This is a genomic window from Winslowiella arboricola (genome assembly GCF_025527015.1).
Classification (GTDB): Bacteria; Pseudomonadota; Gammaproteobacteria; order Enterobacterales; family Enterobacteriaceae; genus Erwinia; species Erwinia arboricola.
Genome location: NZ_JAODIM010000030.1, coordinates 64,839 through 83,677 on the forward strand (window position 1 = coordinate 64,839; position 18,839 = coordinate 83,677).

The window sequence follows — 18,839 nt, forward strand, 5'->3', positions numbered from 1 at the left end:
GGGTAAATCTCGAAATGTTTGTCGTGAATGGTATGGCAAGAACGTCCATGCCTGTTTAATGGCACTGTTTCCGTTGTCCGCTCGGCGATCATGTGCAGGAATATGCTGATCTGAAAACGAGGAGACGGTTGGAACGCGATGCCGGAAAATATTGATGCTGACCGTCAGATTGCTGAATGCTTGTGCGCTTCGCTGTGAAACACCGTATTCAACAAGGGAAAATCTAAGATTCAAACTACCAGGTAAGTTCGTAATGCAGTAAAACCAACTTAGCACGCTTAAAGGCGGGCGTCTAGCGGTCTGCAAAAAATAACCAGACCGCCAGCGCCGATCGGGGATTAACCCAGATTTGCGTTCAGAAACTCTTTCAGCTGGCCTTTAGAAAGCGCGCCAACTTTCGTTGCTGCCACTTCGCCGTTTTTAAACAGCAACAGCGTAGGAATACCACGAATACCATACTTAGGCGCAGTGCCCGGATTTTCGTCGATATTCAGTTTCGCAATGGTCAGCTTACCATCGTATTCGTCAGCGACTTCATCCAGAATGGGTGCAATCATTTTGCACGGGCCACACCACTCTGCCCAGAAATCAACCAGCGTTAAACCATCGGCTTTCAGGACGTCGGTTTCGAAGCTGTCATCGGTCAGGTGAACAATTTTATCGCTGCTCATGTCTTACTCCACAAGATTATGCCTGGCTGGTTGGCGTAAAATCTGCCAACTTAGGTTGACTTTATTTCACCGGATACGCTTTCGTAAAGCAATAGTAAGCTGATATTCTACCACACTATGAGCAAAACACACTTAACTGAACAGAAGTTTTCCGACTTCGCCCTGCACCCTCAGGTCATTGAAGCCCTTGAAACTAAAGGCTTTCATAATTGCACGCCGATTCAGGCGCTTGCATTACCTTTCACGCTCGCTGGGCGTGATGTAGCAGGTCAGGCGCAAACCGGTACCGGCAAAACGATGGCGTTTCTGACGTCAACGTTCCATCATCTCCTCTCTCACCCGGCTGCGGAAGGTCGCCAGGTGAATCAACCGCGTGCGCTAATCATGGCACCAACGCGCGAATTGGCCGTGCAGATCCACGCCGATGCCGAGCCGTTAACCAGGTCTACCGGACTGAAATTAGGTCTGGCATATGGCGGTGACGGATATGACAAACAGCTTAAAGTGCTGGAAAGCGGTGTCGACGTATTAATCGGCACTACCGGTCGTTTAATCGACTATGCCAAACAAAATCACATTAACCTTGGTGCAATCCAGGTAGTGGTGCTCGACGAAGCCGACCGTATGTTTGATCTCGGCTTTATTAAAGATATCCGTTGGTTGTTCCGCCGTATGCCGGCGACCAGTCAGCGTCTGAATATGCTGTTCTCCGCTACGCTGTCATACCGCGTACGCGAACTGGCGTTTGAACATATGAACAACGCCGAATATGTGGAAGTGGAGCCAGAACAGAAAACCGGCCACCGCATTCAGGAAGAGCTGTTCTACCCGTCTAACGAAGAGAAAATGCGTTTACTGCAGACGCTGTTGGAAGAAGAGTGGCCAGATCGCGCGATTATCTTCGCTAACACCAAGCATCGCTGTGAAGATGTCTGGGGCCACCTGGCTGCCGATGGTCATCGTGTTGGCTTGCTGACCGGCGATGTCGCACAGAAGAAACGCCTGCGTATTCTCGACGACTTTACCAAAGGCGACGTGGATATTCTGGTTGCTACCGATGTGGCCGCCCGTGGTCTGCATATTCCTGCCGTAACTCATGTGTTTAACTATGATCTGCCTGACGATCGTGAAGACTATGTGCATCGCATCGGCCGTACCGGTCGTGCTGGCGCCAGCGGTCACTCCATCAGTCTGGCGTGTGAAGAGTACGCGCTCAATCTGACGGCTATCGAAGAGTATATTGGTCACAGCATTCCGGTGAGCAAATACAACAGCGAAGCATTGATGACCGATCTGCCACCGCCGAAGCGCTTAACGCGTAACCGCTCTGGCAATGGCCCACGTCGTGGTGGTGGTACCAATAACCGCCGTGGTGGTGCGCCGCGTAATAACAACCGTAAACGTACGAGTTAAGTCAGCCATGCTAAGCGCGTCGTCACTCTATGCTGCGATAGACCTTGGTTCTAACAGTTTTCATATGTTGGTGGTGCGCGAGGTAGCAGGCAATATCCAGACCGTCGCGCGCATTAAGCGTAAAGTGCGTCTCGCCGCTGGCCTTGATGCGCAGAATCATCTGTCGGATGAGGCGATGGCGCGAGGCTGGCAGTGTCTGCGGCTGTTTTCTGAACAGTTGCAGGATATTCCTGCCGACCAGATTCGCGTTGTGGCAACTGCCACTCTGCGACTGGCGCAGAATGCCGCTGTTTTTCTGCATAGCGCCGGAGAGATCCTTGGCTGCCCGATTAACGTCATTACTGGCGAAGAGGAAGCGCGTCTGATTTATCAGGGCGTGGCGCATACCACCGGCGGCTCAGATAAGCGTTTAGTGGTGGATATCGGTGGCGGCAGTACCGAGCTGGTCACCGGCGATGGCTCCCATGCTACCGCGCTGTTTAGCCTGTCGATGGGTTGTGTCACCTGGCTGGAGCGCTACTTTACCGATCGCCATCTGGGCAAAGAGAACTTTGAACAGGCGGAAGCCGCGGCACGTGCCATGATCCAGCCGGTTGCCGCTCAGCTGCGTACACAGGGCTGGCAGGTTTGTGTCGGTGCTTCCGGTACGGTACAGGCGTTGCAGGAAATCATGGTGGCGCAGGGGATGGATGAGCGTATTACCCTGCAAAAGCTGCAGCAGCTTAAGCAGCGCGCCATTCAGTGCGGCAAGCTGGAAGAGCTGGAAATTGAAGGGCTGACGCTGGAACGTGCGCTGGTATTCCCCAGTGGCTTATCGATTCTGATCGCGATTTTTCATGAGCTGAATATCGAAAGCATGTTGCTGGCCGGTGGTGCCCTGCGCGAAGGTCTGGTGTATGGCATGCTGCATCTGCCGATCGATCGCGATATTCGCAGCCGTACGCTGCAAAATATTCAACGCCGTTTTACCATTGATGCCGAGCAGGCAACACGCGTGCGCCAGCTGGCGGATAGTTTTGCCCGTCAGGTAAGCTCGAACTGGAAGCTGGATGAACGATGTCGTGAACTGCTGGACAGCGCCTGCCTGATCCACGAAATTGGCCTCAGTGTCGATTTCAAACAGGCTCCACAGCACGCCGCCTATTTAGTCCGTCATCTCGACCTGCCTGGCTTTACTCCTGCACAGAAAAAACTGCTGGCAACTTTGCTGCAAAATCAGGGTAACGGTATCGATCTGGCGTTATTAAGCCAGCAAAATGCGGTGCCGCCGCGAATGGCGGAGCGCATGTGTCGTCTGCTGCGCCTGGCGATTATTTTTGCCAGCCGCCGCCGTGATAATACTTTACCCGCGGTCCGTTTACAGGCGGATGACGATACGCTGCACTTGACCCTGCCCGCCGGCTGGCTGGAAGCGCATCCATTGCGTTCCGAACTGCTGGAGCAGGAGAGCCACTGGCAGAGTTATGTTCACTGGCCACTGATTATCTCGTGAAGTTAACTGCCTTTCGCTTTATCTAACATCGCACGCAAATTGGCCACCCGACTCTGGCCGGTTTGCATGCGCTCTTCCGCACTGACCACCTTACGCTCGCTTTCCCATTTCAGGTCATCCTGCGGCAATTCAAGCAGAAAACGGCTCGGCTCCGGGCGCATCATCTCGCCATATTGACGACGTTCGCGGCACAGGGTGAAAGTCAGCTCTTTCTGCGCGCGCGTAATACCGACATAAGCCAGACGCCGCTCCTCCTCGACGTTCTCTTCATCAATACTGCTTTGATGCGGCAACAGCCCCTCTTCCATACCGACCAGATAGACATACGGAAACTCCAGACCTTTAGAGGCGTGCAGCGTCATCAGCTGAACCTGATCCAGCTCTTCATCGCTTTCACCTCGCTCCATCATGTCGCGCAGGGTAAAGCGCGTCACGACCTGGGTTAAGGTCATCGGCTCATCAATATCCGTGCCTTCCAGCATTTCCGTCATCCACTGGAACAGCATATTGACGTTTTTCATGCGCATTTCCGCCGCCTTCGGGCTGGGCGACGTTTCAAACAGCCAGCTTTCATAATCGACGCCACGAATCAAATCGCGCACAGCGGCAATCGGTTCACGTTCGGCAAGGCGGGCGATTTCCTGCAGCCACAGGGTAAAACGCTGCAGCGATTCCAGACCACGTCCGGTTAAGGTCTGGCTAAGCCCCATATCAAAACTGGCACTAAACAGGCTCTTGTTGCGCTGCATCGCCCATTCACCCAGCTTTTGCAGCGTGGCGGAGCCAATCTCACGACGTGGCGTGTTCACAATACGCAAGAACGCACTGTCATCATCGGCATTGGTCAGCACGCGCAGATAGGCCAGCAGATCTTTAATTTCCGGCCGCGAGAAGAATGAGGTGCCACCGGAAATGCGATACGGGATGCGGTTCTGCATCAGCATCTTTTCAAACACTCGCGACTGGTGGTTGCCGCGATAGAGTATGGCGTAATCTTTATATTGGGTTTTATTAATAAAGTGATGGGCGATGAGTTCACCGGTGACGCGTTCGGCTTCATGTTCTTCATGATTGGCGGTGACCACTTTCAGTTCCGCACCGTAGCCCAGCTCGGAAAACAGACGCTTTTCAAACACATGCGGATTATTGGCAATCAGAATATTCGCCGCCTTCAGAATCCGCTCCGAGGAGCGATAGTTCTGCTCCAGCTTAATCACCTGCAATGCCGGGAAATCCTCTTTCAGCAGCACCAGATTTTGCGGACGGGCGCCACGCCATGAGTAGATCGACTGATCATCATCGCCAACCACCGTAAAACGCGCCCTCGCGCCCACCAGCAGCTTAACCAGCTCATACTGGCTGGTGTTGGTGTCCTGATACTCATCCACCAGCAGATAACGGATACGCTGCTGCCAGCGCTCACGCACCTCTTCATTGCGCTGCAATAATAGCGTCGGCAGCAGGATCAGATCGTCGAAATCGAGCACGTTGCAGGATTTCAGATGCCTGTCGTACAGCGCATAACAGTGGGCAAAAATCTTGTCGCGCTCACTGCTGACTTGCGCGGCGGCATGCGAAGGATCAATCAGATCGTTTTTCCAGTTGGAGATGGTCGAGATCAGCTGCTGCAGCAGATTTTTATCATTCTCCAGCCACTCTTCGGTGAGATCCTTCAGCAGGCCCAGCTGATCCTGATCGTCAAACAGTGAGAAATTTGATTTCATCCCCAGCGCGGCGTATTCGCGTTTAATAATTTCCAGACCCAGGGTATGGAAAGTGGAGATCATCAGCCCGCGCGCCTCTTTGCGCCCGAGTGTTTGCGCCACACGCTCTTTCATCTCACGCGAGGCTTTATTGGTAAAGGTCACCGCCGCAATATGGCGCGCCTGATAGCCGCATTCACGGATCAGATGGGCAATCTTATTGGTGATCACGCGTGTCTTACCGGAGCCTGCACCGGCCAGTACCAGACAAGGCCCGGTAACGAATTCGACGGCCTGTTGTTGGCCAGGATTTAGACGCATAGCAGATGTCACTCAATGAAATTGCGGAGGGAGGAAATAATAGCGTGGTAGTATAGCCAGCGGTATTCTTAAAACTCAAGGCACGATCATGGCAAAAACCGCGGCAGCATTGCATATCCTTGTTAAGGAAGAGAAACAGGCGCTCGACATTCTGGATCAGCTGAAAAACGGCGGCGACTTCGAGAAACTGGCGAAGAAGCACTCCACCTGTCCGTCAGGCAAAAAAGGCGGCCATTTAGGCGAATTTAAACAGGGTGCGATGGTACCCGCCTTCGATAAAGTGGTGTTCTCCGCCCCCCTGCTGGAACCTTATGGTCCGCTGCATACCCAGTTCGGTTATCACGTTATTAAAGTGCTGTACCGCAATTAAAAAAGGCGCCTGAAGGCGCCTTTCCAGGGGCGGCGTTCTCGCCGCCCCTGGATTAACCTGCTACCGCGATACGTTTCATATCAGTCATATAGCCACGCAGTTTGCGACCCACTGATTCGATTGGGTGGTTACGAATCGCTTCGTTAACGTCACGCAGTGAAGCGTTATCCACGGTGGTGGTCGCTACCGCTTTACCCAGATCGCCCGCCTGCAGCGTGGTCATAAACTCTTTCAGCAACGGCACTGCCGCGTAAGAGAACAGGTAGTTACCGTATTCTGCGGTATCCGAGATAACCACGTTCATTTCATACAGACGCTTACGCGCGATGGTGTTAGCGATCAGCGGCAGCTCATGCAGCGATTCATAGTAAGCAGACTCTTCGATAATACCGGCATCAACCATGGTTTCAAACGCCAGCTCAACACCCGCTTTAACCATGGCAATCATCAGCACGCCCTGGTCGAAGTAATCCTGCTCGGCAATTTTGCCTTCGAACTGCGGCGCGGTTTCGAATGCAGTTTTACCGGTCTCTTCACGCCAGCCCAGCAGATTTTTATCGTCGTTCGCCCAGTCAGCCATCATGCCGGAAGAGAATTCGCCGGAGATGATATCGTCCATATGTTTCTGGAACAGCGGCGCCATAATCTCTTTCAGCTGCTCGGACAGCGCAAATGCACGCAGTTTCGCCGGGTTAGACAGGCGATCCATCATCAGCGTGATGCCACCTTGTTTCAGCGCTTCGGTCACGGTTTCCCAGCCGAACTGAATCAGTTTTTCGGCGTAAGCCGGATCCGTGCCCTCTTTCACCAGTTTGTCGAAGCACAGCAGAGAACCGGCCTGCAGCATGCCACACAGAATGGTCTGCTCGCCCATCAGATCTGATTTCACTTCCGCAACGAAGGAAGACTCCAGTACGCCGGCACGGTGACCACCAGTGGCTGCCGCCCAGGCTTTGGCAATCGCCATGCCTTCGCCTTTTGGATCGTTTTCCGGGTGCACGGCGATCAGCGTCGGTACACCGAAACCACGCTTGTACTCTTCACGTACTTCGGTGCCCGGACATTTCGGCGCCACCATAACCACGGTAATGTCTTTACGTACCTGCTCGCCCACTTCAACGATGTTGAAGCCATGGGAGTAACCCAGCGCCGCGCCATCTTTCATCAGCGGCTGTACAGCCTGCACTACGGATGAGTGCTGTTTGTCTGGCGTCAGGTTAACCACCAGGTCGGCCTGTGGGATCAGTTCTTCGTAAGTACCAACTGTAAAACCGTTTTCGCTCGCTTTACGCCATGAAGGACGTTTTTCGGCAATCGCTTCGGCACGCAGGGCATAGGAGACATCCAGACCAGAGTCACGCATGTTCAGACCCTGGTTCAGGCCCTGAGCACCACAACCAACGATGACGACTTTTTTACCTTTCAGGTAGCTCGCTTCATCAGCAAATTCATCACGCGCCATAAAGCGACATTTACCTAATTGCGCTAACTGGTTGCGCAGGTTCAAAGTATTGAAATAGTTAGCCATGGGTACTCCGTATGAGGTTATGTTTATCATTTATTCTGCCGGTGCGGCGCCTTGCTGCCTTACCGATAATTGTCCCCATCATATGACAGGAAATGTGTTGCTTAAATTGATATATTAACAACGTGACATTGCAAGAACTGCAACGCAAAAACGAGGCCCGCATCGCATGGATTTACGTGACCTGAAACTGTTTCTCCATCTGGCGGAGAGTCGCCATTTTGGCCGCTCTGCGCGTGCCATGCATGTCAGCCCGTCAACGCTGTCGCGCCAGATTCAACGGCTGGAAGAGGATCTTGGCCAGGCGCTGTTTATGCGCGACAACCGCACCGTCACCCTGACCGACGCCGGTGAGCACCTGCGTCAGTTTGCGCAGCATACCCTGTTGCAGTATCAGCAGTTGCGCCATGCCATCGGGCAGCACGGCCCATCGCTAAGCGGTGAAATGCGGCTGTTTTGCTCAGTTACCGCCGCCTACAGCCATCTGCCGCCAATTCTTGATCGCTTTCGCGCCGAACATCCGCTGGTCGAAATCAAACTCACCACCGGTGATGCCGCCGATGCAGTAGAGAAAGTACAGTCCAATGAGGCCGATCTGGCAATTGCCGGCCGCCCGGAAACCTTACCAGCCAGCATCGACTTCACTCCGCTCGGCTATATTCCTCTGGTGTTAATCGCCCCGGCCCTCGCCTGCGCGGTGCGTCAGCAGGCAACCCAGGATGAACCGGACTGGTCGCAGATTCCGTTTATTCTGCCGGAACAAGGGCCGGCGCGGCGGCGGATCGATTTGTGGTTCCGCCGTCATCACATCACCAATCCGCTGATTTACGCCACGGTCTCCGGCCACGAGGCGATTGTATCGATGGTTGCGCTGGGCTGTGGTATCGCGTTATTACCGGATGTGGTGCTGGAAAACAGCCCTGAACCGGTGCGCAATCGCGTGCTGGTGCTGGATGGCGTTGAGTCAGTCGCGCCGTTTGAACTGGGTGTTTGCGTCCAAAAAAAGCGGCTTAATGAGCCGCTTATCAATGCTTTCTGGAATTTACTGTAATAACGGGCGGCGATAACGCCGTCATCACCATCGCGCAAACCCGTAACACGGGCGGCGATAACGCCGCCCCTACAATGCAGGAAAGCCGTTATCGGCTCCCGTTTTATTTCCCGGCGAGGAAAAAGCTAAATGCCGGATTGCGCGTCTCATCGTGGCAGTCATAGCCCAGTGCGGTAAGATGCTGTTCAAACTCCGGCTCATTCTCGCCCAGCTCAAAACCGGCCAGCACACGACCATAGTCAGTGCCGTGGCTGCGGTAGTGAAACAGCGAGATATTCCAGTGAGTGCCCAGCGTCTGCAGGAAGCGCAGCAGCGCCCCTGGCGATTCCGGGAACTCAAAGCTGAACAGCCGCTCACGCAGCGGTTTTGACGGACGTCCACCGACCATATAGCGCACGTGCAGTTTCGCCATCTCGTCGTCAGAAAGATCCACCACCTGATAACCGCCTTCACCGAGCAGCGCAATAATCTCGGCGCGTTCTTCAACGCCACGCGTTAAGCGCACGCCGACGAAAATGCAGGCATTATCCGCATCAGCATAGCGATAGTTGAACTCGGTAACGGATCGGCCGCCCAGCAGCTGGCAAAAGTTGAGGAAGCTACCCTTCTGCTCCGGGATGGTCACCGCCAGCAGCGCTTCACGCTGTTCACCCAGTTCACAACGTTCGGAAACGTAGCGCAGGCCGTGGAAGTTAACGTTAGCCCCTGACAACACATGCGCCAGCCGTTCACCTTTGATATCGTGCTGCTGGATATATTTTTTCATCCCGGCCAGCGCCAGCGCCCCGGAAGGCTCGGCAACGGCTCGCACGTCTTCAAACAGATCCTTCATCGCTGCACAAATCGCGTCGCTATCGACGGTAATGATATCGTCGAGATACTGCTGGCACAGACGGAAAGTTTCACTACCGATGCGTTTCACCGCCACGCCTTCGGCAAACAAACCGACGCGCGGCAGATCGACCGGCTCACCCGCTTCCAGTGCCGCTTTCAGGCAGGCTGAATCTTCCGCTTCCACCGCGATCACTTTGATTTGCGGCATCAGCTGCTTAATCAGCACCGCCACGCCGGCCGCCAGGCCGCCGCCGCCGACCGGTACAAATACCCGGTCAAGATGCGCATCCTGTTGCAACAGCTCCATCGCCAGCGTGCCCTGACCGGCGATCACCGCCGGATGGTCAAAGGGCGGCACAAAAGTGTAGCCCTGCGCTTCAGACAGTTCGATGGCTTTGGCTTTCGCTTCGTCGAAGTTAGCGCCAAACAGAAAAGCCTCACCGCCAAACGCCCGCACCGCATCAACCTTGATATCTGCCGTCGCCACCGGCATCACAATCAGTGACTTGATCCCCAGCTTGCTGGCCGACAGCGCCACGCCCTGCGCATGATTTCCGGCCGAAGCCGTCACCACGCCACGCGCCTTTTGCTCTTCGTTCAGCCCGGCGATCATCGCGTAAGCGCCACGCAGCTTAAAACTGTGTACCGGCTGCCGATCTTCTCGCTTCACCAGAATGGTATTGCCAAGACGCAAAGAGATCTTTTCCATTTTCTGCAGCGGTGTCACCTGCGCCACTTCGTACACCGGCGCGCGTAATACCGCGCGCAAATACTCGGCGCCACAAGGTGCATCGGGTAGCGGTTGAGACTCTGCCATTATTAGCCTCCCAGCTTACTCTTGTCGCGGATTGCGCCTTTATCGGCACTGGTCGCCAGTAAGGCGTAAGCACGCAGGGCAAGAGAAACCTGACGCTCACGGCCATGTGGCGTATAAGCTTCAGCGCCACGCGCCACTTCTTCTTCACGACGCGCATGCAGTTCGCTATCCGGCACATCCAGCTGGATGCCGCGATTCGGGATATTGATATCAATCATGTCACCCTCTTTCACCAGCGCGATTACCCCACCAGCAGCCGCTTCCGGTGAAGCGTGGCCGATGGAGAGACCTGAGGTGCCGCCGGAAAAACGTCCGTCGGTGATCAGCGCACAGCTTTTGCCGAGGCCCATCGACTTCAGATAGGTGGTCGGATAGAGCATTTCCTGCATGCCCGGACCGCCTTTCGGCCCTTCATAGCGGATCACTACGACGTCGCCCGCCACCACTTTGCCGCCAAGAATCGCTTCTACCGCCGCATCCTGAGACTCATAAACTTTGGCCGGGCCGCGGAAGATATGGCTCTCTTTCTCCACACCCGCGGTTTTCACAATACAGCCATCCTGCGCAATATTGCCGTACAACACTGCTAAGCCGCCGTCCTGGCTAAAGGCGAATTCGCGTGAACGGATACAGCCTTCCTGACGATCGTCATCCAGCGTGTCCCAACGACAATCCTGCGAGAAAGCCTGGGTGGTGCGAATGCCCGCCGGACCGGCACGGAACATTTTCTTCACCGCTTCGTCTTTGGTCAGCATGATGTCGTACTGCTCCAGCGTCTGCTGCAGATTCAGACCCAGCACGTTACGCACATCGTTATTCATCAGACCAGCGCGATCCAGTTCACCCAGAATACCCAGTACGCCACCGGCGCGGTGTACGTCTTCCATATGGTATTTCGGCGTGCTCGGCGCCACTTTGCACAGATGCGGCACTTTGCGCGACAGACGGTCGATATCACTCATATCGAAATCGATTTCGCCTTCCTGCGCTGCCGCCAGCAGATGCAGTACGGTATTGGTGGAACCACCCATCGCGATATCCAGCGTCATCGCATTCTCAAATGCGGCTTTACTGGCGATATTGCGTGGCAGGGCGCTTTCATCATCCTGCTCGTAGTAGCGTTTTGACAGTTCGACAATCCGCTGACCGGCAGTGAGGAACAGCTGTTTACGATCGGCGTGGGTGGCCAGTAGTGAACCGTTACCCGGCTGCGACAGACCCAGCGCTTCGGTCAGACAGTTCATTGAGTTGGCGGTAAACATCCCGGAACAGGAACCGCAGGTTGGACAGGCGGAACGCTCAATCTGATCGCTGTCGGCATCGCTGACATTCGGGTTCGCGCCCTGAATCATCGCATCGACCAGATCCAGCTTGATAATTTTGTCTGACAGCTTGGTTTTACCGGCTTCCATTGGGCCGCCGGAAACAAAGATCACCGGAATATTCAGGCGCAGTGACGCCATCAGCATTCCCGGGGTGATTTTGTCGCAGTTGGAGATACACACCATTGCATCGGCGCAGTGTGCGTTGACCATATACTCCACGGAGTCGGCAATCAGTTCACGAGAAGGCAGTGAATACAGCATGCCACCGTGACCCATCGCGATTCCGTCGTCGACTGCGATGGTGTTGAACTCTTTGGCCACACCACCGGACGCTTCAATCTGCTCTGCGACCAGTTTGCCGAGATCGCGCAGATGCACATGTCCCGGTACGAATTGGGTGAATGAGTTAACAACCGCAATGATCGGCTTACCGAAATCATCGTCAGTCATTCCGGTTGCGCGCCACAGGGCACGTGCACCAGCCATATTACGGCCATGGGTGGTGGTAGCGGAACGGTACTTAGGCATGCTCTATACTCCAGTCTAAATAAGTTGCGAGCGGACAATTATCCGCTCGCCAAATCATTATGCTTATGGGTTTACCTGATCCAGCCAGCCCCACTTGTCTTCCGTTTCACCGGTAAACAAGCCGAAGAACGCCTGCTGGATACGCTTGGTGACAGGACCACACTTGCCCTCACCAACCTTGATCTGATCAACGCTGCGCACCGGGGTGATTTCAGCAGCGGTACCAGACATAAAGACTTCATCCGCCAGATACAGTGATTCACGCGACAACACCTGCTCGCGCACTTCGATGCCCATATCTTTGGCTAATTTAATAATAGCGTCACGGGTGATACCCGGCAGCGCAGAAGAGGTAAATGGTGGGGTGAACAGAATGCCATCTTTCACTTCAAACAGGTTTTCACCCGCGCCTTCAGAGATATAGCCCTGCGTATCCAGCGCGATACCTTCCTGATAACCGTGGCGGCGCGCTTCGCTACCTACCAGCAATGAGGAGAGGTAGTTACCACCGGCTTTCGCCGCGGTTGGCAGAGTGTTTGGCGCCACACGGTTCCATGAGGAAACCATCGCATCAATACCCTGCTCCAGCGCTTCAGCACCGAGGTATGCGCCCCACGGGAAAGCAGCAATAATCACATCGGTTTCGTAACCCTCTGGCGGGTTCACGCCCAGGCCAACATCACCAACAAATACCAGTGGACGAATATAAGCACTTTTCAGTTTGTTAACGCGCAGCACTTCTCGGCAGGCTTCCATCAGCTCGTCAACGCTCTGGCTGACCGGGAAACGATAAATTTTGGCAGAGTCGTGCAGGCGCTGCATATGTTCACGATGGCGGAAAACTACCGGGCCTTTGTGCGAGTCGTAGCAGCGGACGCCTTCAAACACAGACGTACCGTAATGCAGTGCGTGGGACATCACGCTGACCTTAGCGTCTTCCCATTTAACCATCTCGCCATTGAACCAGATAAAGTCTGCTTTCTTCGTCGTCATTCTTCTTTCCTTTCGCGGCTATGCGCGGATTTGTTGTGTTGTCTGTTGTTGAACCTGAACGCACGCAACGTCCATCAGTTTACTTAGCTGCGTCGACAGTAAATCGACAGAACGTTGGCTGGCAACGGTCATTTCAATATTAATATTATTCACGTTGTTTGCCGCTGCCATATTCATCGCGCAAATCTGGAAGCCACGGTGGCGAACGACACGTAAAATGCGCTCCAATATTTCAGGTCGGAAACGCGCTTCGATAGACAATTGATGCTGATTCATGAGGTTTTCTCCATCATATTGGCGTTGCTGGCACCTGGCGGCACCAGCGGCCAGACATTTTCAAGCTCATCGATTGAAACATGCAGCATGTAAGGCCCTTCACTGTTCAGCAGAGCGTCTAATGCGGCGTCGACCTGATCTTTACGAGTAATACGCTGGCCCGGGATATCAAACGCGCGCGCCAGCATCAGGAAATCGGGGTTGTCGGAGAGGTTAGTCTCACTGTAACGCTCAGAGAAAAACAGCTGCTGCCACTGGCGTACCATGCCTAAACGCTGGTTATCCAGCAGCACGATTTTCACCGGCAACTGCTTGCGTTTAATGGTACCCATTTCCTGCACATTCATCATAAATGAGCCATCACCGGAAACGCAGATCACAGTGTCCTGCGGACGGGCAACCTGCGCGCCGACCGCAGCAGGCAAGCCAAAGCCCATGGTGCCCAGACCGCTGGAGGTAATGAAATTCTCTGGCGCACTGAAACTCATATGCTGCGCCGCCCACATCTGGTGCTGACCCACATCGGTGGTCACCACCGCGTTATCCGGCTTACGCGCCGACAGCTGCTGTAAAAACAGCGGCGCGTAGATCGCTTCGCCCGGATGATCGTAACGCCAGCCGTTTTCAGCTTTCAGCGCCATTACCTGCTGGCGCCATGCGTCGATGGCAATCGGCTGATACAACTCCGGCAGCAGGCGATTGAAATCACCCTGCAGCGCCACATTGGCGCGGCGCAATTTGTGCAGTTCTGCCGGGTCGATATCCAGATGGATTACGCTGGCATGCGGCGCAAAGGTATCCAGTTTGCCGGTAACACGGTCATCAAAGCGCGCGCCCACCGCAATCAGTAAGTCACACTCCTGCACCGCCAGGTTGGCGGCTTTGGTGCCGTGCATACCCAGCATGCCGAGATAACAGGGATCGTTAGCATCAGGTGCGCCCAGCCCTTTCAGCGTGGCAACAGAGGGAATACCGGTCTCTTTGGCAAAGGCGCGCAGCGCCGGAACCGCCTGCGCCATCCCCACGCCGCCGCCGACATACAGCACCGGCTTTTTCGCCTGCGCCAGCATCGCCCGCGCCTGTTGCAGTTCGTTGACCGGATGATGCGGCGTTGGTTCGACCGGCAGCAGATGCGGCGTCAGCTCACAATTTGCCAGCTGGATATCTTTCGGAATATCAACCAATACCGGGCCAGGACGGCCTGACTGGGCAATAGAAAAGGCTTCGGCCATCACCCATGGCAGATCGTCGAGGGTCTCAACGAGGAAGCTATGTTTAGTACATGCCAGCGACAGACCTAATACATCGATCTCCTGGAAAGCGTCAGTGCCGATAAAAGCCGAGGAAACCTGACCGGTGATCGCCACCACCGGCACTGAATCCATCATCGCATCCGCCAGACCGGTAATCAGGTTAGTGGCACCGGGACCGGAAGTGGCGATACAGACCCCCACTTTGCCGGTGGAACGCGCATAACCGATTGCAGCCATTGCAGCACCTTGCTCATGACGACACAGTAGGTGTTCCACGCCGCCATCATAGAGCGCATCGTATACCGGCATAATTGCACCGCCTGGATAGCCGAATACTGTTTCTATACCTTGCGCACGCAACGCCTGAACCACCCACTGAGCACCATTCATAGTTATTCCCCCGCCTCTCGCTGGGAACAACAGCATTTTATGCTACTGTTCATTCTTTATTCCTCAGACATTTACTGCCATTGCATCGGGTCGAAAAAAAACCCCCGGACCTTTCGGTGCGGGGGTTTTTTGTGAATTCAGACTTGATTTTTAAGCCTTTCTTTCTCCAAGCGAAGCCCCGCAAGGTGTGATAATAATCACCACCACGCTAATCACGACTAGGCTAATCACTCGTAGAAGGGCTGTCATTTTCAGTTCGATATTTCGCTTGTTCGAAGTAATGCCTACAGAGTTATCACAGTTAGCCAGTTAAACACAACTTTTTTCAGCAATAAATTTAATGACCCAGCTCGCGAATTGATAAAAAACGATTGTTATTCAGTGCATAAGCCAAATACTGAAAAATCTTCATTACTCACCTGACGTGATGAATCTTTTTCTCGCTGGCCCACCGGGTAATTTGTGATCCCGCCCGGACAAAAATTTTTCCGCCAGTAAACCAGTCCGTTTTTTTTCGCGACGCGACGCAAAACCCGCATTTGCCCGTCGTCAACGCGCAGGACGCCAGGCACACTGGCTGGCAACAAGGAGCCATTATGACCCTAGCCATCGTCTTTACGCGTGCTGCTCTGGGCGTTGAAGCGCCACTCGTCTCTGTCGAAGTGCACTTAAGCAACGGACTGCCCGCTCTTTCGCTGGTGGGATTACCGGAAACGACGGTAAAAGAAGCACGGGATCGCGTCAGAAGCGCCATTATCAATAGCGGATTCACCTTTCCGGCAAAACGTATTACCGTCAATCTTGCGCCGGCGGATCTGCCAAAGGAGGGCGGGCGCTATGACCTTCCTATCGCTATCGCCATTCTCGCGGCCTCAGAGCAGGTCCCTGCCGCTAAATTGCCTGCGTATGAATTCCTGGGCGAGCTGGCGCTTAGCGGTGCGCTACGGGCCGTACAGGGCGCCATTCCAGCCGCGATGGCCGCATTGCAAAATGGGCGGCAGCTGATTCTTTCGCTTGAGAACCAACAGGATGTCGGTTTAATCCGTCACGGCGAGAGCTTAGTCGGCAACCATCTGCTGGAGGTGTGTGGTTTTCTGCATGGCAAGTCGCCGTTAGCGTCTGCAGTAGCTGAGATGCCAGGCACAGCGAGCAGTCAAAACGATCTGAGTGAAATTATCGGTCAGCAGCAGGCTAAACGCGCACTGGAAATCACCGCAGGCGGTGGCCACAATCTGCTACTTATTGGCCCGCCCGGCACCGGTAAGACTATGCTGGCGTCGCGGCTGGTTGGATTGATGCCGCCATTAAGCGACAACGAAGCGCTGGAGTGTGCGGCTATCGCCAGTCTGGTCAGTAATGGCGCCATGCAGAAACAGTGGCGTCAGCGGCCATTTCGTTCACCGCATCATAGCTCCTCAATGTATGCGCTGGTCGGTGGTGGCTCGCTGCCGCGGCCCGGAGAGATCTCTCTCGCCCATAATGGCGTGCTGTTTCTTGATGAGTTGCCGGAATTCGAAAAGCGGACACTGGATGCGCTACGCGAGCCGATTGAGTCTGGAGAAATTTGTATCTCGCGGGCGCGCGCTAAAGTTATTTATCCGGCGCGTTTCCAGTTGGTCGCCGCCATGAACCCCAGCCCGTCGGGCCACTACAGCGGCACTCATAATCGCAGCTCGCCGCAGCAGACCTTACGCTACCTGAATCGTCTTTCCGGCCCCTTTCTCGACCGTTTTGATTTATCCCTGGAGGTGCCGCTGCTGCCTTCAGGTACGCTCAGCAATAACCGCTGCAGCAGCGAATCCAGCGACATCGTCAGAGCGCGGGTCTTTGCCGTCAGAAAATGCCAGCTTATGCGCAGCGGTAAAATTAATGCCATGCTTAACAATAGTGAGATTCAACAATGGTGTGTAATTAGCCGGGAGGATGCTGAGTGGCTGGAGTCGGTACTTAACCAGCTGGGGCTGTCAGTCAGAGCCTGGCAGCGCATTCTGAAGGTGGCGCGCACCATCGCCGACCTGGCACAGGCGGAAAATATTCAACGCGATCATCTGCATGAAGCACTAAGCTATCGTGGCATTGATCGTTTACTGATACATCTGCACAAATCACTGCAATAAAAAATGGGGCGCTAAGCCCCATTCGTTTTAATCGTCACTGTCAGAATAATCTTCAACACCTTCCATCTGCGGCTTACCACCAGAGAGAGTGTGGAAACGTTTCGGACGCTTAATTCGTGTCATATACTTTGACCACACGCGTTCCGCTTCAGTTTGCGGCTCACGTATACCACGGCAAACCTCGATAAACAGACGCTCTTCTTCTGTTACAGGTTCGCGTTTCGCCAGATCCAGCTCATTGAAGGCGTAACCATGACGCTCAAGAAGCTGTGCTTCCTTAATGGTAAAATCACCGTGACGCGAGAATCCACGTGGATAATGTTTGTTATCAAAAAAACGATTAGTTGTTGCGAAGCTTTCCGCCATTTTACACGCTCCTAACTCTTTTATGGCCGTGCTATTTATGGCGCGGAGTATTAGATAGGCTTGACAGAGTGTAAAACAAAACATTTAAATCATGACGACAAATGTTTTTTGGGAGATAACTGTGGATACGGAATTACTTAAAACCTTTCTTGAAGTGAGCAGGACTCGCCACTTTGGACGTGCCGCTGAAGCGCTTTATCTTACACAGTCTGCGGTCAGCTTCCGTATCAGACAGTTGGAAAATCAGTTAGGTGTGAATCTTTTTACTCGTCATCGCAATAATATTCGCCTGACTTCCGCCGGGGAGCGTTTGCTGCCTTACGCAGAGAGTCTGATGAGTACCTGGCTGATGGCGAAGAAGGAGGTATCGCACACTCAGCAGCATCATGAGCTGTCGATCGGTGCCAGTGCATCCCTTTGGGAAGCTTACCTCACTCCGTGGCTGCAAACGCTGTATGAGAACCGTGAGGACCTGCACCTTGAAGCCCGCGTGGCGCAGCGTCATTTACTGGTTAAACAGCTTCATGAACGTCAGCTGGATCTGCTGATTACCACTGAAGCTCCGAAGATGGATGAGCTTACCAGTCAGCAAATTGGCCATATTTCACTGACTCTTTTCCGTTCGCGAAAAAGCGAAAAACGTGAAAAATATGACTATATCAAGCTGGAATGGGGCGCTGATTTTCATCAACATCAAAGCTATCTGGCCGGAGCAGACGACGTCCCGGTGCTGACTACCACATCGGCGCATTTAACCCGACAATTGCTGCATACTACCGGCGCTTGTGCATTTTTACCCGACGTTTGGCACAATCTCTATCCTGATTTAATGGTGATTCCTGATACGCCTGTCGCCGTGCGTCCGCTGTATGGCGTCTGGCTACAGAACAGTGATCAGCAGTCGCATATCCGTCAGCTGTTAAAATTTCCGGTAGTGGTTTAGTTTTTGATTAATAAGCAGTAAAGATCGAAGGGGTCAGTGAGGACTGGCTCTTTTTTGCGGTTATCTGGCAGGATATTTTAGACAAAAAAAATCCTTTGCCGAAGCAAAGGATTGTTTTTATGGCAGGGGCGGAGAGACTCGAACTCCCAACACCCGGTTTTGGAGACCGGTGCTCTACCAATTGAACTACGCCCCTAAAAGGGTGGCGGAACGGACGGGGCTCGAACCCGCGACCCCCTGCGTGACAGGCAGGTATTCTAACCAACTGAACTACCGCTCCACCGATTCTGTACTGATCCCAGACCTTTCGTCTGAATTCAGGTATTTCTCTCACTTCCGCGTCACGGGAAATGAGCTGGCGGCGATAACGCCACCACTACAATTTGATGCCTGGCAGTTCCCTACTCTCGCATGGGGAGACCCCACACTACCATCGGCGCTACGGCGTTTC

The 18,839-nt window shown here is 54.0% G+C and carries 16 protein-coding genes and 2 tRNA genes; 6 read left to right on the top strand and 12 right to left on the bottom strand.

The genetic code is table 11. From position 1 onward, the window contains the following. Nucleotides 1-338: 338 nt before the first annotated feature. Nucleotides 339-671 carry a thioredoxin TrxA gene (trxA, locus tag N5923_RS00995; RefSeq protein ID WP_267141623.1) on the bottom strand — a complete coding sequence of 111 codons (333 nt, stop codon included), beginning with the start codon at nucleotides 669-671 and terminating at the stop codon, nucleotides 339-341. Between the two features lie 117 nt (nucleotides 672-788). On the opposite strand from trxA, the gene rhlB reads away from it, so the two are divergent. Both rhlB and gppA read left to right on the top strand, forming a co-directional pair. Then, a complete protein-coding gene (gene rhlB, locus N5923_RS01000) occupies nucleotides 789-2,084 on the top strand; it encodes an ATP-dependent RNA helicase RhlB (RefSeq protein WP_267141624.1) in 1,296 nt (431 codons plus the stop codon). A 7-nt stretch (nucleotides 2,085-2,091) separates the two neighbouring features. Continuing rightward, a complete protein-coding gene (gene gppA / locus N5923_RS01005) occupies nucleotides 2,092-3,576 on the top strand; it encodes a guanosine-5'-triphosphate,3'-diphosphate diphosphatase (protein ID WP_267141625.1) in 1,485 nt (494 codons plus the stop codon). A gap of 2 nt (nucleotides 3,577-3,578) precedes the next feature. Here the strand turns inward: gppA and rep are convergent, their stop codons facing one another. Beyond that, nucleotides 3,579-5,600 (bottom strand): DNA helicase Rep, encoded by a 2,022-nt coding sequence (gene rep, locus N5923_RS01010; protein WP_267141626.1) that lies wholly within the window; start codon nucleotides 5,598-5,600, stop codon nucleotides 3,579-3,581. 88 nt (nucleotides 5,601-5,688) lie between these two features. Here rep and ppiC point away from each other — a divergent pair, with 88 nt between their 5' ends. Next, nucleotides 5,689-5,970, top strand: coding sequence for a peptidylprolyl isomerase PpiC (gene ppiC / locus N5923_RS01015; protein WP_267141627.1), 282 nt, complete (start codon nucleotides 5,689-5,691; stop codon nucleotides 5,968-5,970). Between the two features lie 52 nt (nucleotides 5,971-6,022). On the opposite strand, the gene ilvC is transcribed toward ppiC, so the two are convergent. Next, complete coding sequence (ilvC, locus tag N5923_RS01020; RefSeq protein ID WP_267141628.1) at nucleotides 6,023-7,498, bottom strand: ketol-acid reductoisomerase; 1,476 nt, start codon at nucleotides 7,496-7,498, stop codon at nucleotides 6,023-6,025. Between the two features lie 166 nt (nucleotides 7,499-7,664). Here ilvC and ilvY point away from each other — a divergent pair, with 166 nt between their 5' ends. Continuing rightward, entirely contained in the window at nucleotides 7,665-8,546 is an 882-nt protein-coding gene (ilvY, locus tag N5923_RS01025; RefSeq protein ID WP_267141629.1) for an HTH-type transcriptional activator IlvY, read from the top strand. A 103-nt stretch (nucleotides 8,547-8,649) separates the two neighbouring features. Here ilvY and ilvA read toward each other — a convergent pair whose 3' ends face one another. The 6 genes from ilvA to ilvL form a co-directional block, all read right to left on the bottom strand. Continuing rightward, nucleotides 8,650-10,197, bottom strand: a complete 1,548-nt coding sequence (gene ilvA, locus N5923_RS01030) for a threonine ammonia-lyase, biosynthetic (RefSeq protein ID WP_267141630.1) — start codon at nucleotides 10,195-10,197, stop codon at nucleotides 8,650-8,652. Between the two features lie 2 nt (nucleotides 10,198-10,199). Beyond that, nucleotides 10,200-12,050, bottom strand: coding sequence for a dihydroxy-acid dehydratase (gene ilvD, locus N5923_RS01035; protein ID WP_267141631.1), 1,851 nt, complete (start codon nucleotides 12,048-12,050; stop codon nucleotides 10,200-10,202). A gap of 63 nt (nucleotides 12,051-12,113) precedes the next feature. Continuing rightward, the gene (ilvE, locus tag N5923_RS01040) at nucleotides 12,114-13,043 is read right to left on the bottom strand and encodes a branched-chain-amino-acid transaminase (RefSeq protein WP_017800630.1); all 930 of its coding nucleotides are present in this window, start codon (nucleotides 13,041-13,043) and stop codon (nucleotides 12,114-12,116) included. 18 nt (nucleotides 13,044-13,061) lie between these two features. Continuing rightward, entirely contained in the window at nucleotides 13,062-13,319 is a 258-nt protein-coding gene (gene ilvM / locus N5923_RS01045; RefSeq protein WP_267141632.1) for an acetolactate synthase 2 small subunit, read from the bottom strand. Next, nucleotides 13,316-14,962, bottom strand: coding sequence for an acetolactate synthase 2 catalytic subunit (ilvG, locus tag N5923_RS01050; RefSeq protein ID WP_267141633.1), 1,647 nt, complete (start codon nucleotides 14,960-14,962; stop codon nucleotides 13,316-13,318). Before ilvG ends, ilvM begins: the two co-directional genes overlap by 4 nt. 150 nt (nucleotides 14,963-15,112) lie before the next feature. Then, complete coding sequence (gene ilvL, locus N5923_RS01055) at nucleotides 15,113-15,211, bottom strand: ilv operon leader peptide (RefSeq protein WP_071590505.1); 99 nt, start codon at nucleotides 15,209-15,211, stop codon at nucleotides 15,113-15,115. A gap of 347 nt (nucleotides 15,212-15,558) precedes the next feature. Here ilvL and N5923_RS01060 point away from each other — a divergent pair, with 347 nt between their 5' ends. Beyond that, a complete protein-coding gene (locus tag N5923_RS01060; RefSeq protein WP_267141634.1) occupies nucleotides 15,559-17,079 on the top strand; it encodes a YifB family Mg chelatase-like AAA ATPase in 1,521 nt (506 codons plus the stop codon). Between the two features lie 27 nt (nucleotides 17,080-17,106). Here N5923_RS01060 and N5923_RS01065 read toward each other — a convergent pair whose 3' ends face one another. Continuing rightward, nucleotides 17,107-17,445, bottom strand: a complete 339-nt coding sequence (locus tag N5923_RS01065; RefSeq protein ID WP_017800626.1) for a DUF413 domain-containing protein — start codon at nucleotides 17,443-17,445, stop codon at nucleotides 17,107-17,109. A gap of 121 nt (nucleotides 17,446-17,566) precedes the next feature. Between N5923_RS01065 and hdfR the strand changes: the two genes are divergently transcribed. After that, nucleotides 17,567-18,388, top strand: a complete 822-nt coding sequence (gene hdfR / locus N5923_RS01070) for an HTH-type transcriptional regulator HdfR (RefSeq protein ID WP_267141635.1) — start codon at nucleotides 17,567-17,569, stop codon at nucleotides 18,386-18,388. Between the two features lie 120 nt (nucleotides 18,389-18,508). Here the strand turns inward: hdfR and N5923_RS01075 are convergent. Next, nucleotides 18,509-18,584 (bottom strand) — tRNA-Trp (locus N5923_RS01075). A gap of 7 nt (nucleotides 18,585-18,591) precedes the next feature. After that, nucleotides 18,592-18,668, bottom strand: a tRNA-Asp gene (locus tag N5923_RS01080). Nucleotides 18,669-18,839 lie beyond the last annotated feature (171 nt).

Coding starts and splice junctions, on each gene's coding strand:
- rep (WP_267141626.1), bottom strand. CDS start 5,600: ATGCGTCTAAATCCTGGCCAACAACAGGCCGTCGAATTCGTTACCGGG.
- rhlB (WP_267141624.1), top strand. CDS start 789: ATGAGCAAAACACACTTAACTGAACAGAAGTTTTCCGACTTCGCCCTG.
- gppA (WP_267141625.1), top strand. CDS start 2,092: ATGCTAAGCGCGTCGTCACTCTATGCTGCGATAGACCTTGGTTCTAAC.
- ppiC (WP_267141627.1), top strand. CDS start 5,689: ATGGCAAAAACCGCGGCAGCATTGCATATCCTTGTTAAGGAAGAGAAA.
- ilvC (WP_267141628.1), bottom strand. CDS start 7,498: ATGGCTAACTATTTCAATACTTTGAACCTGCGCAACCAGTTAGCGCAA.
- ilvG (WP_267141633.1), bottom strand. CDS start 14,962: ATGAATGGTGCTCAGTGGGTGGTTCAGGCGTTGCGTGCGCAAGGTATA.
- trxA (WP_267141623.1), bottom strand. CDS start 671: ATGAGCAGCGATAAAATTGTTCACCTGACCGATGACAGCTTCGAAACC.
- ilvM (WP_267141632.1), bottom strand. CDS start 13,319: ATGAATCAGCATCAATTGTCTATCGAAGCGCGTTTCCGACCTGAAATA.
- N5923_RS01060 (WP_267141634.1), top strand. CDS start 15,559: ATGACCCTAGCCATCGTCTTTACGCGTGCTGCTCTGGGCGTTGAAGCG.
- ilvL (WP_071590505.1), bottom strand. CDS start 15,211: ATGACAGCCCTTCTACGAGTGATTAGCCTAGTCGTGATTAGCGTGGTG.
- N5923_RS01065 (WP_017800626.1), bottom strand. CDS start 17,445: ATGGCGGAAAGCTTCGCAACAACTAATCGTTTTTTTGATAACAAACAT.
- ilvY (WP_267141629.1), top strand. CDS start 7,665: ATGGATTTACGTGACCTGAAACTGTTTCTCCATCTGGCGGAGAGTCGC.
- ilvA (WP_267141630.1), bottom strand. CDS start 10,197: ATGGCAGAGTCTCAACCGCTACCCGATGCACCTTGTGGCGCCGAGTAT.
- ilvE (WP_017800630.1), bottom strand. CDS start 13,043: ATGACGACGAAGAAAGCAGACTTTATCTGGTTCAATGGCGAGATGGTT.
- ilvD (WP_267141631.1), bottom strand. CDS start 12,050: ATGCCTAAGTACCGTTCCGCTACCACCACCCATGGCCGTAATATGGCT.